This is a genomic window from Mycobacterium europaeum (assembly GCF_002102155.1).
GTDB classification, from domain to species: Bacteria; Actinomycetota; Actinomycetes; order Mycobacteriales; family Mycobacteriaceae; genus Mycobacterium; species Mycobacterium europaeum.
On record NZ_LQOU01000007.1, the window covers coordinates 23,419 to 37,906 of the forward strand.

Genomic DNA, 14,488 nt, shown 5'->3' on the forward strand with positions numbered 1-14,488 from the left:
AAACCGTTGCGCGCGAAGGCTTTTACGCCCGCGCCGCCGCGCGGCTCCCGGCGAGGTCGAGGGCGATGTCGACGAGCATGTCCTCCTGCCCACCCACCATGCCGCGGCGCCCCGCCTCGACCAGGAGCGTGCGGGCGTCGACGCCGAACCGTTCGGCCGCCGCCTCCGCATGGCGCAAGAAGCTCGAATACACGCCGGCGTAGCCGAGGGTGAGCGTCTCGCGATCCACGCGCACCGGACGCGCCTGCAGCGGGCGGACCAGGTCGTCGGCGGCATCCTCGAGGGCGTTGAGGTCGCAGCCGTGTGGCCAGCCCATCCGGGTGGCGGCCGCGATGAAGACCTCCAGCGGGGCGTTGCCGGCACCGGCGCCCATGCCGGCCAGGGACGCATCGACGCGCCGGCACCCGTGCTCGACGGCGACCATCGAGTTCGCGACGCCCAGGGACAGATTGTGGTGGGCATGGATGCCGACTTCGGTCTCGGCGCACAGCTTTTGGCGCACCGCGTCGACGCGCTCGGCGACGTCGCGCATGGTCATCGCGCCGCCGGAGTCGACGACGTAGACGCAGCCGGCGCCGAACCCCTCCATCAACCCGGCCTGCTCGGCCAGGGCCCGCGGGGTGGTCAGGTGGCTCATCATCAGGAACCCGACGGTGTCCATGCCCAGCTCGCGGGCGGCGGCGATGTGGTGCGCGGAGATGTCGGCCTCGGTGCAGTGGGTGGCGACCCGCACCACGGCGGCCCCGGCCCGGTGCGCCGCGGCGAGGTCGCCGACGGTGCCGACTCCCGGCAGGACCAGCGTGGCGATCTTCGCGCGCCGGACCGCGCCGGCGACCGCTTCGATCCACTCCAGGTCGGTGTGTGCGCCGAACCCGTACACGCAGCTGGAGCCGCCCAGCCCGTCGCCGTGGGCGACCTCGATGGAGTCGACCCCTGCGGCGTCCAGCGCCGCGGCGATGTCGGCGGCCTGGCGCAGCGTGTACTGGTGGCGCACCGCGTGCATCCCGTCGCGCAAGGTGACGTCGCTGATGTGGAGCCGGTCGGTCACGACGACACCCCCGAGCCCGTGAACGAATGCGCCGCAATGCTTTCCGCCGTGGCCAGCGCCGCGGAGGTCATGATGTCGAGGTTGCCGGCGTAGGCCGGCAGGTAGTCCGCGGCGCCGGTCACCTGCAGCAGGGCGGTGACCCGGGTGCCGATGAATTTCCCCGTCTCGGGGATGTGCAGGGGGTGGTCGGGACCGAACGTCTCGAACTGTACGGGTTGCTTGAGCCGGTATCCGGGCACGTAGCGCCGGACCCGCTCCACCATCGCGGCGATGGACGCCTCGATCGCGGCGTGATCGCAATCGCCTTCCACGAGGCAGTAGACCGTGTTGCGCATCAGGATCGGCGGGTCCGCGGGGTTGAGGACGATCACCGCCTTGCCCCGCTGCGCGCCGCCGACGACTTCCAATGCGGTGGCGGTTGTTTCGGTGAACTCGTCGATGTTCGCGCGGGTGCCCGGGCCGGCGGACTTCGACGAGATCGACGACACGATCTCGGCGTAGGCCACCGGCGCCGACCGGTTCACCGCGGCCACGATCGGCACCGTGGCCTGCCCCCCGCACGTCACCATGTTGAGGTTCGGCGCGTCGAGGTGGTCTTCGAGGTTGACCACCGGCACGCAGAACGGGCCGATCGCGGCCGGGGTGAGGTCGAGAACACGTACGCCGTTGTGCTGCAACGCATCCCAGTGCGTGGCGTGGGCTTCGGCGGAGGTGGCGTCGAACACCAGGCGGACCTGATCGAAGCCCGGCATGGCCAACAGTCCGTCGATGCCGTCCGACGACGTCGGCACCCCCAGCCGGCCCGCGCGGGCCAGCCCGTCGGAGGCGGGGTCGATGCCGATCATGGCCGCGATCGTCAGCGGTCCGCCGCCCCGCATGATCTTGAGCATCAGGTCGGTCCCGATGTTGCCCGACCCGATGATCGCCACGGGAAATCGCCGACCGGCCATGGTGTTTCCTCCCGGCCTACGCGAAACTCACGCCGACGGCGCCGAGGCCGGTGATGGTGGCCGCTGCGCGGTCTCCGGCCTGGACGAAGGCGGCCGTGGTGTAGGAGCCCGACATCACCAACTGCCCGGCCTCGATCGCCGTTCCGTACTCGGCCAGGGCGTTGGCCAGCCAGGCGACGGCCGCCGCCGGATCACCCATCACGGCGGCGCCCCGCCCCGTTTCGACGAGCGCGTCGTTGAGGTAGAGCGCCGCGGTGGTGCCGGGCAGCGACGGCGCGTCCGCGATCGGCACCCACTCGCCCAGCACCACGGCGCCGGAGCTGGCGTTGTCGGCGACGGTGTCCGCCAGGGTGATTCGCCAGTCGGCGATGCGGCTGTCGACGATCTCCAGCGCCGCGGCCACCGCCCCGGTGGCCGCCATCACCGCGGCCGCCGTCACCCCGGGACCGCGCAGCGGGGCCCGCAGCAGGAACGCCACTTCCGGCTCCACCCGCGGCGTGCAGAATGCCCGCCTGGGCACCGCCGCGCCGTCGTCCAGCACCATGGTGTCCAGGACGTAGCCGAAGTCGGGTTCGTCGACACCGAGCAGCGCCCGCATCGGCGCGGAGGTCAGCCCGATCTTGTGGCCACGCACGCGGGCGCCTGCCCCGAGATGGCGCGCGAGGTTGCGCCGTTGCACCCAATAGGCCTGCGCCACATTGAGGCTCGGGTAGGCCTCGGTCAGCGGAGGGATCGGGTTGCCGGTCGCCTGCGCCGCGTACAACCGTTGGGCGGCCTCGTCCAGCTGCGGGTCCTGGGCGGTCAACTCGATCACGTGAGTTCCCCCGACTGCAGCAGTTGGGTCGCCGACTGGAAGACCAGGCGGGCGTGCAGGTCGAACAGTTTGATCAGGTCCACCGAGTCGCCGCCGACCTCCTTGGCGATGAACAGCCCGTCGGCCCCGGCGATCGCGTAGGTGGTCAGCAGGCGCACACCCTCCTCGTCGAGCTCCGGCGCGACATCGCGCACGATCGCCTCGAACCGGTGAAAGGCCGCGTCGCGCACCTGGAGGAACATCTCCCTCGCCCGCGGCTCGACCGGGCGGCGCTCCAACGCCAGCATCAACCCCAGCCGGATGAAGTCGGGCGCATCGAGCAGCGCCTTGGCCACCTGCGTGCCGAGGTCGGCCACCCGCTCCTGGACCAGGGCGCCCCCGGGCAGGTCGAGCGCCGCGAGCCAGCGGCCGAAGCTGCGCTCGATGACCGCGGCGATCAGGTCGTCCTTGTCGGCGAAGTGCCAATAGATCGAGGTCGGCGGCAGGCCGCTCTTCTTGCTGACCAGTGAGATCGTGGTGCCGTCGTACCCGCGTTCGGTGGCGACCTCCGTCGCCGCGTCCAGGATCCGCTCGCGCGACTGCTCCCCGTTGGCCCGGGTGCGCCGTCCGGCGCGGGATCCGGTGGGGCCGGTGCTGCCGGCGTCGACGGTCACGGTGCCTCCTTCGGGGTGTTGACGCTCACCTGACGAAAGCTTACTGTATGGATCACTACATTAACAAGCCGCCGGAAGGGCCGAGATGACGGACCGAAAGACCTATGACGTGGCGATCGTCGGCTACGGCCCGGTCGGCTGCACCGCGGCGAACCTGCTGGGCCAACTGGGACTGAACGTCGTTGTGGTGGAACGTGATCCCGACATCTATGCGCGGGCACGCGCCATCTCCACCGACGAGGAGGTGGTTCGCATCTGGCAGCAGGTGGGGCTGGCGGACCGGCTCAACGCCGACATGCAGCCCGGCTGCGGGGCGAACTTCGTCGACGCCAACGGCGTGCCCTTCGTCAAGCTGCTGCCCGCGTCCAGGGGTAACGGGCACCCGCCGCAGCAGTTCATCTATCAGCCCGCGCTGGAGAAGGTGCTGCGCGAGGGCGTCGACCGCTTCCCCAACGTGTCCGTCCTGCTCGAGCACGAGTGCCTGCGGTTGGTTCCGCACCCCGACGGCGTCGAGCTGATGCTGGCCGATCTGACCACCGACGAGTTTCGGCGGATCCGCGCCACCTACGTGATCGCCGCCGACGGCGGATCCAGCGCCACCCGCGCCCAGTTGGGCGTCGGATTCGGCGGCCGCACCTACGCCGAGCGCTGGATCGTCATCGACACCAGGGTGCTCAAGCAATGGCCCGGTCACGACCAGCTCCGGTTTCACTGCAACCCCGACCGGCCGACCGTCGACTGCCCCACCCCGCTGGGACACCACCGCTGGGAGTTCCCGGTGCGCGACGAGGAGGACGAACGTGACCTGCTGTCGGAGGACGCGATCTGGAAGGTGCTGCGCCGCCAGGGAATATCGCCGGATAACGTGCAGATCCTCGGCTTCGCCTGCTATAGCCACCACGTCCGCTTCGCCGACCGGTGGCGGGTGGGCCGGATCTTCCTGGCGGGCGACGCCGCCCACGCGATGCCCCCGTGGATCGGCCAGGGCATGTGCGCGGGGGTGCGGGACGTGGCGAACCTGTGCTGGAAGCTCGGGGCCGTGCTGAACGGGTCGCTGCCGGAATCCGTGCTCGACACCTATCAGACCGAGCGGCTGCCGCACGTGCAGGAGGTGACCAACCGCGCGGTGAAGACGGGCAAGCTCATCATCGAACGCAACCGGTGGCGCGCCGCGGCCCGCAATCATCTATTCCGCACCGCAAGCAAGCTGCCCTACTTCCTGACCTGGCTGCGCGAACACCGCTGGTTACCCGACGCCCGCTACTCCGATGGTCTGCTGGCCGGCAACGGAAACCGGGCCGTCGGCTGGCTCATCCCCCAGCCCTGGGTCCGCGACGAAAAGGGCGACATGGTGCGTCTCGACGACGTGGTGGGCGGCCGCTGGACCGTGCTGCACAGCGGCCCCGCATTCGACTGGCCGGACTGGCGGGCCGCCGGGGTGCCCGTCCTGCAAGTGATTGCGCCCCAAAGCGTTCCGCGTGCCGACTGCGTCGTCGACACCGACGGGTCGCTGACCGCCTGGCTGAACGGGAAGGGCGCCTCGGCGGTGGTCGTGCGGCCCGACGGCTTCGTCTACGCCGGCGCCACCGACCATCAACCCCTCCCGCCGCCGCCGGCGGGCTTCACGGCGTGAGGACGACCCAGTGACCACGAACACCGTCACCGAACGCACCGTCCGCGTCAAAGGGAAGGACATCTTCGTCGCCGAGACCGGCAGTGGCCCGGCTGTCGTGCTGTTGCACGGCGGCGGGCCGGGCGCGTCGGGGATGTCGAACTACGCCCGCAACATCGAGCCGCTCGCCGAGCACTTCCGGGTCATCGTTCCGGACATGCCCGGCTACGGCCGCTCCACCAAGGGCGTCTCTCGCCGAGATCCGTTCGGATACCTCGCCGATCACATCCGGGGCGTGCTCGACGAGCTCGGCATCGACTGCGCGCACCTGGTCGGCAACTCCTACGGCGGGTCGTGTGCGTTGCGGCTGGCCCTGGACACCCCCCACCGGGTGACCAAGCTCGTGCTGATGGGTCCCGGCGGCGTCGGGACCAGCCGCGGGTTGCCCAGCGAGGGCCTGCGGAGCCTGCTGGCCTACTACGGCGGGGACGGCCCCAGCCTGGAAAAGCTTCGCACGTTCATCCGCTCGTACCTGGTGCATGACGGCGACGCGGTGCCGGACTCGCTGATCGAAGCCCGCTACCGGGCGTCGATCGACCCCGAGGTGGTGGCGAATCCGCCGCTGCAAAGACCCGCGGGGTTGCGCACGCTGTGGCGGATGGACTTCACCCGCGACCGCCGGCTCGGCAGCCTCCCGACGCCCACACTGGTCATCTGGGGCCGCGACGACAAGGTGAACAAGCCCAGCGGCGCGGCGATGCTTTCCGACCGGCTGCCCAACGCCGACGTCCTGCTCGTCGCCAACACCGGACATTGGGTCCAGTGGGAGCGCGCCGAACTGTTCAACGCCGTCACCGCCGCGTTCCTGACCACCTAATCGCTGCACGAGACGACAGGGATCAAGATGTCCACCACTGCACGACCGTCGGTGTTCGGCAAGGCGCACCTGGGTTACGTCGTGATCGAAACCGACAAGATGACCGACTGGATGCGCTTCGGTCGCGACGCGATCGGCATGCACCTCGACGAGATGGCGCCCGACACCGTCCGGTTCCGCCTCGACGACGACGCATGTCGCGTGCTGCTGCGACGCGGCCCGGCCGAGGACGTCGTGGCGCTGGGCTGGCAGCTCGACGGCCATCCGACGTTCGACGAAATCGGTCGCCGCGTCGCCGACCACGGGGTGCCCAGCGTCGAGGGCACCGACGAAGAGGCGAAGCTGCGCGGTGTCGAGCGCTTCCTGCGATTCCCCGGCCCCAACGGGCTCGGCCAGGAGATCTACACCACCGCCCGCAGGGCCCCGTTGCCGCTGGACATCCCGGGCAGCGGATTCGTCACCGGCGCAGGCGGAATGGGCCACGTCGCCCTCACGACCAAGAAGCCGCACGACGTGCGCGGCTACTACCACCACGTCTTCGATGCCCGCCTGTCGGACTACATCGACGAGACCATCAGCGGAATGAAGTTCAAGATCCGGTTCCTGCGGGTCAACGAACGCCACCACTCGGTGGCGATCGCGTCGGTGAATGCATTGCCTGTCAACCCCATTCGCACCCGCGTGCAGCACGTCAACGTGCAGGTCGCCACGCTCGACGACATGGTCGGCTCCTACCAGCGGGTCAGGGAACTGGGATTCGAGATCGCCCTGTCGGTCGGTCAGCACACCAACGACAAGGAGCTGTCCTACTACGCGGCGACGCCGTCGGGCTTCGAATGGGAGGTGGGCTGGAACCCCATCGTCGTCGACGAGGCAACCTGGAGCCCCACCACCCACCAGGGCATCAGCATCTGGGGCCACAGTCCGGAAGGGCAGACCGTCATCGCCAAACTCAACCAGTTCGCGGCGGCCGCCCGCTCGCTACGGCACCGGGAAGACACCGTGGCCGCGCTCAGCGCGCCGGGCATCCCCGACGACTAGCTAGCGGCGATCGCGAGCGCGGCGTAGCCGGGCGAAGCGGGTCGCCGCCATCGGCTAGCGGCGGACCCGGCGACGGCACCCGATCAGCGCCCCTTGTCGCGCACCTTGTAGGTCGAGGGCCACGACTTGCGCGACTCATCGCCGGTCAACGGGGTGCCCATGCCTCCCACCTTGACGTTGTAGGCCTCCTTGCCGGGGCCGACCTCCCGGTTCGCGTGTTCCTGCGCGAGAAAGTACAACTCGTCGATGGTGGCCTCGTCGTAGGCGACGAACGAGGTTTCGCGCTCGATGTCGTCGATACCGATCAGCATCCGCGCGGGCAGGAACCGCGAGGCCACCGCCGCCAGACCCAGCAGCGTGAACGGAATCAGCCAGTAACACACGTACGACAACGGAGTCCTGGCGTCCAGGATGGTGGCGTCACCCCGCACGATCGGCGGGATGGCCGAGGAGACCGTCATACCGGCCGCCGTCCCCACCCAGATCCAGCTCAGGACCCCCACTACCCGGCCGAACAGTTCGGTCTTGACGACGTCGGCGGGTTGTTCCGCGCCGGCGAACGTGCGCACGAAGGGCCTGCCCGTCAGCGTGCCGACCAGCGCCACCACCAGGAACCCTCCGGTGCTGAGTGGCAGCATCCACCGTTGGGCGAACGGGTCGCCCAACGCGAAGGTCAGCGCCGTCAACACCACAAACACTGCGACAGAACCGATTTCGAGCGTCCGCTCCGGCTTGCCGCCGACCGCCCCGGCCGCCAGGGCGATGACCGCGACCGCCAGGGCCGTCACCGCGGCGGCACCGAACGGCACGTTACCGACGAGCCCCCAATAAAGGATCCACGACGCAAGACCAGACAGCATGCCCACGATGGGCCAGTGTATGAGCGGCGGATTGCCGTGCCGTCGTCGGCAAGGGGAAACACCGCAGCCCGTCAGTCTGGTCGGCCCGCCAAGTAGGGGCTTACGGCCCTTGGCGTCGCCCCCCGCCGGCGTCAGTCTTGAAGCCAGACGTTTGCAGGCGATGGCGGGCTCCGGAAGCTGGCAGCCAGGACAGGGTGAGGCTGGGCCGAGCTATGGCGCGCACGGCGAGACCGGCTGAAGGCGTGGTGGCGATCGGCGCATCCGCCGGAGGTATCGAAGCGTTGTGCGAACTGGCGGCGGGCATGCCGGCCGACTTCCCGTTCGCGGTCATGATCGTCATCCACATGAGCCCGGGAGCGCCTTCCCTGCTGGCGCAGATCATCGGCCGATGCGGCCCGTTGCCGGCGGTCGCCGCCGTCGACGGCGATGTCCTGGAGGCCGGACGCATCTACGCCGCCGTGCCCGATCACCATCTGCTTGCCCGCGACCATCGCGTGGCGCTGTCGGACGGGCCGTGGGAGAGCGGTCACCGGCCGGGGATCGACGCGCTCTTCCGATCCGTCGCGCTGGACTACGGCCCCCGGGCAATCGGTGTCCTGATGTCGGGACTGCTCGACGACGGCGTGGCCGGGCTGCTCGCCATCAAGGCCAAGGGAGGAGTCACCGTGGTCCAGGATCCGGCGGACGCGCTGTTTCCCGATCTGCCCAACAATGCCTTGAAAGCCAACGCGGTCGATGAGACCGCGGTGGCGAAGGACATCGGCAGGCTGCTGGGCCAGCTGGCCGACCGCGACATCGAAGAGCTGCCGGCGGACCCGGACGGGCGGCTCGAACTGGAGAACCGGATCGCGATGGGCAGCCAATTCGCCGCTTCGGTCGGCATGGAAGACCTGGGCCCGCCGAGCGGGTACACGTGCCCGAGCTGCAACGGCGCGCTGATGGCCGTTGCCGACAACGGGTACCGCTGCCCGGTCGGCCATGCGTGGACCGCCCAGGCGCTGCTTTCGGCTTACGGTGACGCACTCGAGGAAGCGATCTGGGCGGCGATCCGCACCTTGAAGGATACCGCGCGACTGTCGCACACTCTGGCCGAAAATGCCGAGAGCGCAGTCGATTTGGAAGGCTATACCGGTGCGGCCAACCGCGCCGCGCACGCGATCGCCGCGTTGCGCCAGGGGCTTCTGGCGGCGAAAGCCGCCAACGGCGGGAGCACCGAAACGGGGTGAACGGTCACCGGGAGAGGCCGGGGTTCAGCGCCATCGCCAAAAAGTCGATGCGCCAGAGCGACTGGAAGAGCTTTCGCCCGAATTCCCTGACCCGGTCGGCGTTTTCCGGGCCGACGTCATCGCGCTGTGCCACCGACTCGATGATCGCCCGCATCGTGCGGCGGCCGTCGACCTGCTGGACGAAGGGCAGCTGGGCCGGGTTGAGCCGCAGCTTCGCTCCGGGCAAATGGATTTCGTCCCCGGACAGCAGGCAGGCCGTGCGCGCCAGCGGAACGTAGTCGAGCGCCTCAGCCGTCGAGAAGTCGATTGCGTAATGCTCTCTCGGGCGTTCGGGGCGGCAGGCCATGAAGAAGTGGGTGGCGTTAGCCGGCTGCAGGCGTTCCATCACGGACCACAATTGGGCGTCCGGAAGTTGGTCCAGCATCGCCTGGAACCGGCTCGCCGGCGCGACGAAATGGTGTGGGTAGTAAGGCGTCTTGTGAAACCATCCCTGGAATGCCAGCCCGGCAGAGCTGACCAGGTCGAGGCATTCGGTAACGGTGTAGCTTCGCTGGCGACTGTGCAGGAACGTATCCACCAGGGCGCCGTCGGACATCAGATCGCGCGCGTTCTTCAGGTAGGACCGCACCGGGTGGTCCGCCGGCAGCACCGTGATCGCCTCTTTGACCAATTGGACCGATGCGTCGTCCTGCGTCAGTCCGAGGTCGCGAAACACCGATTCAAGCATGTCGACACCGATGCGGCCGTACTTCGCGTAAAGCATGACGGCCAGCACCCCATCGGTGCGCAGACATCCACCGAGCGCTTCGAGGCCGGCCAGCGGGTCTGCCATGTGGTGCAAGACGCCGGTGGAAACGATCAGATCGAAGTCGCGGGACAGCGTCGCCACTTCTTCGATGGGGAGGAGGTGCAATTCCAGGTTGTCCAGGCCGTGCTTGTCTTTCAGATATTGCTGGTGCTTGAGCGCGGACCGGCTGACGTCGATGGCGACCACTTTGGCGGCGCGGTTGGTGAAGGCGAACAGGGCCGCCTGGAAGGTGCCGCAACCCGCGATGAGGATGTCGAGGTCCGGCTGGTAGTCACGGTTTGGCCATAAGACCCGGTGCGCCCGGAAGGGGTCGAACCAATCCCAGTGGTTGGTGCTCCAGGCCGCAAGGTCGGTCACCGGTGGCGGATACTCCCACCGATCGTATTGGCGGGAGACGCCGTCGCCCCGCGGATCGTCGGTCACTTCGGTCCAACTCCTTCACGGTGGCGGTCGCGACAAACTTACTGTGCCTACCGCCTTTCGACCCGTCGACGGTATGACGCCATGGCCGCGGTTCGCGTTCATATCAGCGAGGGCCCCGGAATCAGCCAGATCAGCGAGCTGTCGATGCGGCCCCGGCACTGCGGGCAATACGCGGCCAAGGACAACCGGCGAAGTAACTGGATTCCCGCGTCGAGAGGTCGGAGCCGTACTCCACCTTCAATGCCAGCACGCTGGCATTGAAGGTGTTGACCGATCAATTCGGCGAAGACACCGGTACTTTCGTTCCGGCCGCCGCCTGCGTGGACTGCCCGTTCGTCTCCGGCGCGCTCACGTCGCGCAGCGTGACGGGTCGTGAACGCCACCCGGCGTACCCGAGAGCCGCGCTGATCGCCGTGTACACAACGGCCTCCGTCCACATGAACCCGACGCCCCACTTCCTTCCGAGGAAGATGGGCTCGTCGATGATGCCGGCGGATGCGGCGACGGCGTAACCCGCGTGCGCGTAGGCGATGCCGGCGAACGCTCCGCAGAAGAACTTGCTCATTTCGCGATTCATTTCGTTGCCCTCTCTTGGTCGCCACGAAGTCGTGTGATCTCACTGTCGGCGCTGCCCGGCCGCCAGAGATAGGGGCCAAGGTCCTCCCGCGCCGGACCCTTTGTCGCATTCCGTCGAGCGCCGACGAGGCCGGTTCGACCTTCGCCTTAGCGGTTTGCGTTGACGATGCGATCGCGGATGGCGGTGGCGTTCGCCAGGTGCCCCTCGGCGGAATTCATGAATTCGCCCGCGTGGCGGGCCTCGTTGGCATCGCGGTCCTCGATCGCGGCGACGCAGAAGTGGGACGCGGCGTCGAAATCGTCGAGGCTGGCTTGTAGAGCGCCGGTGAGTTCTTTGTCGGGCGACGGCAGGTGAGCCTGCAGGGAGATCGCCGCGTCATGACCATCGTGGCAAGCCGCCGCGAGAGCGGGGTAGTCCTGGCTGCCGATGGCGAAGGTGGCCTTGCCCATGGCGATTCCCAGCTTCTGTATGTCGCCCGTGGTCAACTCGACCCATCCGCGCACGGCTTGGGCGTGCGGCGTTGTCGTGGTGGCGCCCCCGCCGCTGGGGTGCGTGTGAGTCGAACACCCTGCGACGAGAAGAACCACCGCAACGACCCCAATGGCTTGCTTGAACACCCGGCCTCCTAAACCCTGTGCACAGTGATCCTTCGCCCCGACGACGCCGCTCGGACAGAGCACAACGGCTCTATCTTCCACGGCAAGGCAACCCGGAACGATCACCGGATCAGCGACTGCGCTACCCATCCCGACCTGCGCCGACGCCGGTGCCCCCAGTCGGACTCGAACCGACACTGGGCGGATTTTAAGTCCGCTGCCTCTGCCAATTGGGCTATGGGGGCTCGGCGGCGAATCTAGCGCGCGGGCGCCGAATCCGGGACACCGCATCCCGCTGTACCGCGCGAAATCGCCCACATGCGACCCGGGGAGGCATCGGCTAGGATCCGCCGCCGCGAGCCTTAACCACGGTTTTCGGGCAGATGACAGATGACACAGCTATGTCGTCCGACAGGACCGTGTTAAAACTGCCGCCCTCCTCGTTAAGAAGCCGTAAACGGCTGTCACCCCGGCCCTTTCGGCCGGGAACGTGGAGTCGGGGGTCGTTAGTGTTACGCCAACGCACAGGGGCCGTTACGCGAACACTCAGGGTCGATCCACCGCATGGGGGTCGGTCGTTCCGAACACTAGGGAGCAATAGATGTCATTTCTGACGACACAGACAGAAGAGATGCTAGCTGCGGAGCAGCTGCTGTCGGGGATCAACACCAACCTGGCGGCGCAGAACACGGGCGCCGCGTCGGCGACCACGGTCATCGCTCCCGCGGCCGCCGACCCGGTGTCGGCCCAGCAGGCGGCGATCTTCTCGGCGTTCGGCACCCAGTACCAGGCCATCGCCGCCGAGGCACAGGCGCAGCTCGAACAGTATGCGCAGACCCTGGGCATCAGCTCCGGCAGCTACGCCAACACCGAGGCCGTCAACGCCGCCCAGGCCACGCTGTCGAACGCGACCATGGCTGCGGATCCCGCTGTTGCGGCCGCTGCCACGCCCACGAACACCCCGCTCGACTACCTGGCCTGGCTGCTCGGCAGCACCGGCAACGGCACCAACCCGAACATGCTCGGCGGGATCTTCGGCCTCTCCAGCAACGGCGCCAACATCGGCAACATTGGCTTCGGCAACTGGGCCTCCGCGGCTTCGGACCTGCTGGGGCTGGCCGGTGGCGGCCTGCTCGACACCTCGGCGGCCGACGCCGCCGGTGCCGCCGCCGACGCGGCCGGGCTCGCCGACGTCACGACGCCCATGGCCGGCGGCGGCATGGCCGGCATGGGCGCCATGCCGATGGCCTCGATGGGCTCGGCGACCATGGTCAGCAACCTCTCGGTGCCGCCGAGTTGGGCCGGCTCGGCCAGCCCGGTGGTCGGCACCAGCGCCGCACCGCTGGAAACGGTGGGCTGGACCGCCGCCGCCCCGCAGGCCGGCACGGGGACGATCATCCCGGGGATGCCGGGGATGGGCGCGGCCGCGCGCAACAGCGCCGGCTTCGGCGCGCCGCGCTACGGCGTCAAGCCGATTGTCATGCCGAAACCGGCGACCGTCTAACCGTCGGACTCTCCCTCAAAAGACACCACATTCCAAAAGACAAAAGGAGCGGGAAACACAAATGGTTCTTGACTTTGCAGCAATTCCCCCGGAGATCACCTCCTCGCTCATGTACGCCGGCGCGGGCGCCGCGCCGCTGATGGCGGCCGCGACGGCGTACGCCAACCTGGCCGCCGAGGTGAGCGCCACGGCAACCCAGTGGGAGTCGATCATCTCGCTGCTGACCACCGAGAACTGGACGGGAGGCGGGTCTGCCGCGGCGGCGACCGCGGCCCAGCCGATCATCGCCTACCTGACCGAGACGGCGACGACGCTCGAGCAGGCGGGCGCGCAGGCCACCGCCTCGGCCGCCGCGTACGAGGCGGCGTTCGCGGCGACGGTGCCGCCGCCGGTGATCGCGGCCAACCGGACGTTGCTGGCGACGCTCGTCGCGACCAACTTCCTGGGCGTCAATTCGGCCGCGATCGCCGCGGCGGAAGCCGACTACGCCGCGATGTGGGCCCAGGACGCCGCCATGATGGCCGCCTACCAGGCCGCATCGGCGGTGGCCGGGGTGCTGACGCCCGTCACGCCGCTGACGTCGACCACCAACCCCACGGTGGCCGCGGCACTCGACAGCACCGCGCTCACGGCCGACTCGACAGGTGGCACGGCCCAGGCGTTGGCGGCCCCGGTCTCCGCGGCACCTTTGGCCGCCGCGGCGGCGCCCACCCTGCCCTTCCAGACCACGGGGATCCTGAGCTCGATCGACAACTTCCTGGGCACCCCGGCTGTGCTCAACGGCATCAACGGCGGCGTGAACACCGCGGCCTGGTTCGTCATGAACACCATCCCGACGGCCGTGTCGCTGGGCCACACGCTGGGCACGGTGCCGGCGATCCCATTCGCGCTCACCGACTCCGTCACCCCGCTCGCCGGCGGGATGGTGCAGGGCACCATGGTGGGCTCGGTCTCGGGCGCGGGTGCATCGGCCGCCTTGGGCGAAGCCTCGGCGGTCGGCGGGCTGTCCGTGCCGGCCGGCTGGAATGCGGCCGCCCCGGCGTCGTTGGCGTCCTCCACCGCACCGCTCGAGGGCTCCGGCTGGACGGCCGCGGCCGAGGCGGAGCCCGTCACCGCGATGCCGGGCATGCCGGGCATGGCCGCGGCGGCCAAGGGCGCCGGTGCCTACGGCTCTGGCCCGCGGTACGGCTTCAAGCCGATCGTCATGCCCAAGCAGGTTGTCGTCTGATGTCGGGACCACCGATACGGGAAATTAGGGGGTATATGTCACCCGTTTGAGGCGAGCAGTTAGCCGGTAGGCCGTAATCTGTCCATAACGCGGCCACCACCGCATCAATTACACACTTTTAAGACTTCGGCACTGAAGGCTTGAAGGACAAGGAGAAAAACATGGCAACACGTTTCATGACCGACCCGCACGAGATGCGGGCGATGGCGGGCCGCTTCGAGGTCCACGCCCAGACCGTTGAGGACGAGGCTCGCAAGATGTGGGCGTCCTC

The 14,488-nt window shown here is 68.8% G+C and carries 14 protein-coding genes, 1 tRNA gene and 1 pseudogene; 7 read left to right on the forward strand and 9 right to left on the reverse strand.

Annotated features, from left to right (window positions below; all coding sequences use genetic code 11):
* Positions 1-22 precede the first annotated feature (22 nt).
* Genes dmpG through AWC03_RS02520 form a run of 4 tightly spaced genes read right to left on the reverse strand, consistent with a single transcriptional unit; the run spans position 23 to position 3,465 of the window.
* Entirely contained in the window at positions 23-1,048 is a 1,026-nt protein-coding gene (gene dmpG, locus AWC03_RS02505; RefSeq protein WP_085238958.1) for a 4-hydroxy-2-oxovalerate aldolase, read from the reverse strand.
* Positions 1,045-1,977: an acetaldehyde dehydrogenase (acetylating) gene (locus AWC03_RS02510; protein ID WP_085238972.1), complete on the reverse strand. Its 933-nt coding sequence runs from the start codon at positions 1,975-1,977 to the stop codon at positions 1,045-1,047. Before AWC03_RS02510 ends, dmpG begins: the two co-directional genes overlap by 4 nt.
* A gap of 37 nt (positions 1,978-2,014) precedes the next feature.
* On the reverse strand, positions 2,015-2,803 hold the full coding sequence (locus AWC03_RS02515; RefSeq protein WP_085238973.1) for a 2-keto-4-pentenoate hydratase: 789 nt from the start codon (positions 2,801-2,803) through the stop codon (positions 2,015-2,017).
* A gap of 5 nt (positions 2,804-2,808) precedes the next feature.
* On the reverse strand, positions 2,809-3,465 hold the full coding sequence (locus AWC03_RS02520) for a TetR/AcrR family transcriptional regulator (RefSeq protein ID WP_085238959.1): 657 nt from the start codon (positions 3,463-3,465) through the stop codon (positions 2,809-2,811).
* Between the two features lie 85 nt (positions 3,466-3,550).
* Here AWC03_RS02520 and AWC03_RS02525 point away from each other — a divergent pair, with 85 nt between their 5' ends.
* Genes AWC03_RS02525 through AWC03_RS02535 form a run of 3 tightly spaced genes read left to right on the forward strand, consistent with a single transcriptional unit; the run spans position 3,551 to position 6,995 of the window.
* Positions 3,551-5,098 (forward strand): bifunctional 3-(3-hydroxy-phenyl)propionate/3-hydroxycinnamic acid hydroxylase, encoded by a 1,548-nt coding sequence (locus tag AWC03_RS02525; protein ID WP_085238960.1) that lies wholly within the window; start codon positions 3,551-3,553, stop codon positions 5,096-5,098.
* Positions 5,099-5,108: 10 nt separating this feature from the next.
* Positions 5,109-5,954 (forward strand): alpha/beta fold hydrolase, encoded by an 846-nt coding sequence (locus AWC03_RS02530; RefSeq protein ID WP_085238961.1) that lies wholly within the window; start codon positions 5,109-5,111, stop codon positions 5,952-5,954.
* Between the two features lie 27 nt (positions 5,955-5,981).
* Positions 5,982-6,995, forward strand: coding sequence for a VOC family protein (locus AWC03_RS02535; protein WP_085238962.1), 1,014 nt, complete (start codon positions 5,982-5,984; stop codon positions 6,993-6,995).
* An 83-nt stretch (positions 6,996-7,078) separates the two neighbouring features.
* On the opposite strand, the gene AWC03_RS02540 is transcribed toward AWC03_RS02535, so the two are convergent.
* Entirely contained in the window at positions 7,079-7,861 is a 783-nt protein-coding gene (locus AWC03_RS02540; protein WP_085238963.1) for a hypothetical protein, read from the reverse strand.
* Positions 7,862-8,067: 206 nt separating this feature from the next.
* Here AWC03_RS02540 and AWC03_RS02545 point away from each other — a divergent pair, with 206 nt between their 5' ends.
* Positions 8,068-9,081: a chemotaxis protein CheB gene (locus AWC03_RS02545; RefSeq protein WP_085238964.1), complete on the forward strand. Its 1,014-nt coding sequence runs from the start codon at positions 8,068-8,070 to the stop codon at positions 9,079-9,081.
* 4 nt (positions 9,082-9,085) lie between these two features.
* On the opposite strand, the gene AWC03_RS02550 is transcribed toward AWC03_RS02545, so the two are convergent.
* The 4 genes from AWC03_RS02550 to AWC03_RS02565 all read right to left on the reverse strand — a co-directional run bounded on the left by AWC03_RS02550 (position 9,086) and on the right by AWC03_RS02565 (position 11,730).
* Positions 9,086-10,312 (reverse strand): methyltransferase, encoded by a 1,227-nt coding sequence (locus tag AWC03_RS02550; protein WP_085238965.1) that lies wholly within the window; start codon positions 10,310-10,312, stop codon positions 9,086-9,088.
* Positions 10,313-10,586: 274 nt separating this feature from the next.
* Positions 10,587-10,877: a hypothetical protein gene (locus tag AWC03_RS27590; protein WP_208859282.1), complete on the reverse strand. Its 291-nt coding sequence runs from the start codon at positions 10,875-10,877 to the stop codon at positions 10,587-10,589.
* Positions 10,878-11,035: 158 nt separating this feature from the next.
* Positions 11,036-11,506, reverse strand: a complete 471-nt coding sequence (locus AWC03_RS02560) for a hypothetical protein (protein WP_141659122.1) — start codon at positions 11,504-11,506, stop codon at positions 11,036-11,038.
* Between the two features lie 150 nt (positions 11,507-11,656).
* Positions 11,657-11,730: transfer RNA gene (locus AWC03_RS02565), tRNA-Leu, on the reverse strand.
* A 356-nt stretch (positions 11,731-12,086) separates the two neighbouring features.
* Here AWC03_RS02565 and AWC03_RS02570 point away from each other — a divergent pair.
* The 3 genes and pseudogenes from AWC03_RS02570 to AWC03_RS02580 form a co-directional block, all read left to right on the forward strand.
* Complete coding sequence (locus AWC03_RS02570) at positions 12,087-12,989, forward strand: PPE family protein, SVP subgroup (RefSeq protein ID WP_085238967.1); 903 nt, start codon at positions 12,087-12,089, stop codon at positions 12,987-12,989.
* A gap of 61 nt (positions 12,990-13,050) precedes the next feature.
* On the forward strand, positions 13,051-14,217 hold the full coding sequence (locus tag AWC03_RS02575; protein WP_085238968.1) for a PPE family protein, SVP subgroup: 1,167 nt from the start codon (positions 13,051-13,053) through the stop codon (positions 14,215-14,217).
* 161 nt (positions 14,218-14,378) lie between these two features.
* Positions 14,379-14,488: pseudogene (locus tag AWC03_RS02580) on the forward strand (WXG100 family type VII secretion target); the annotation flags it as partial.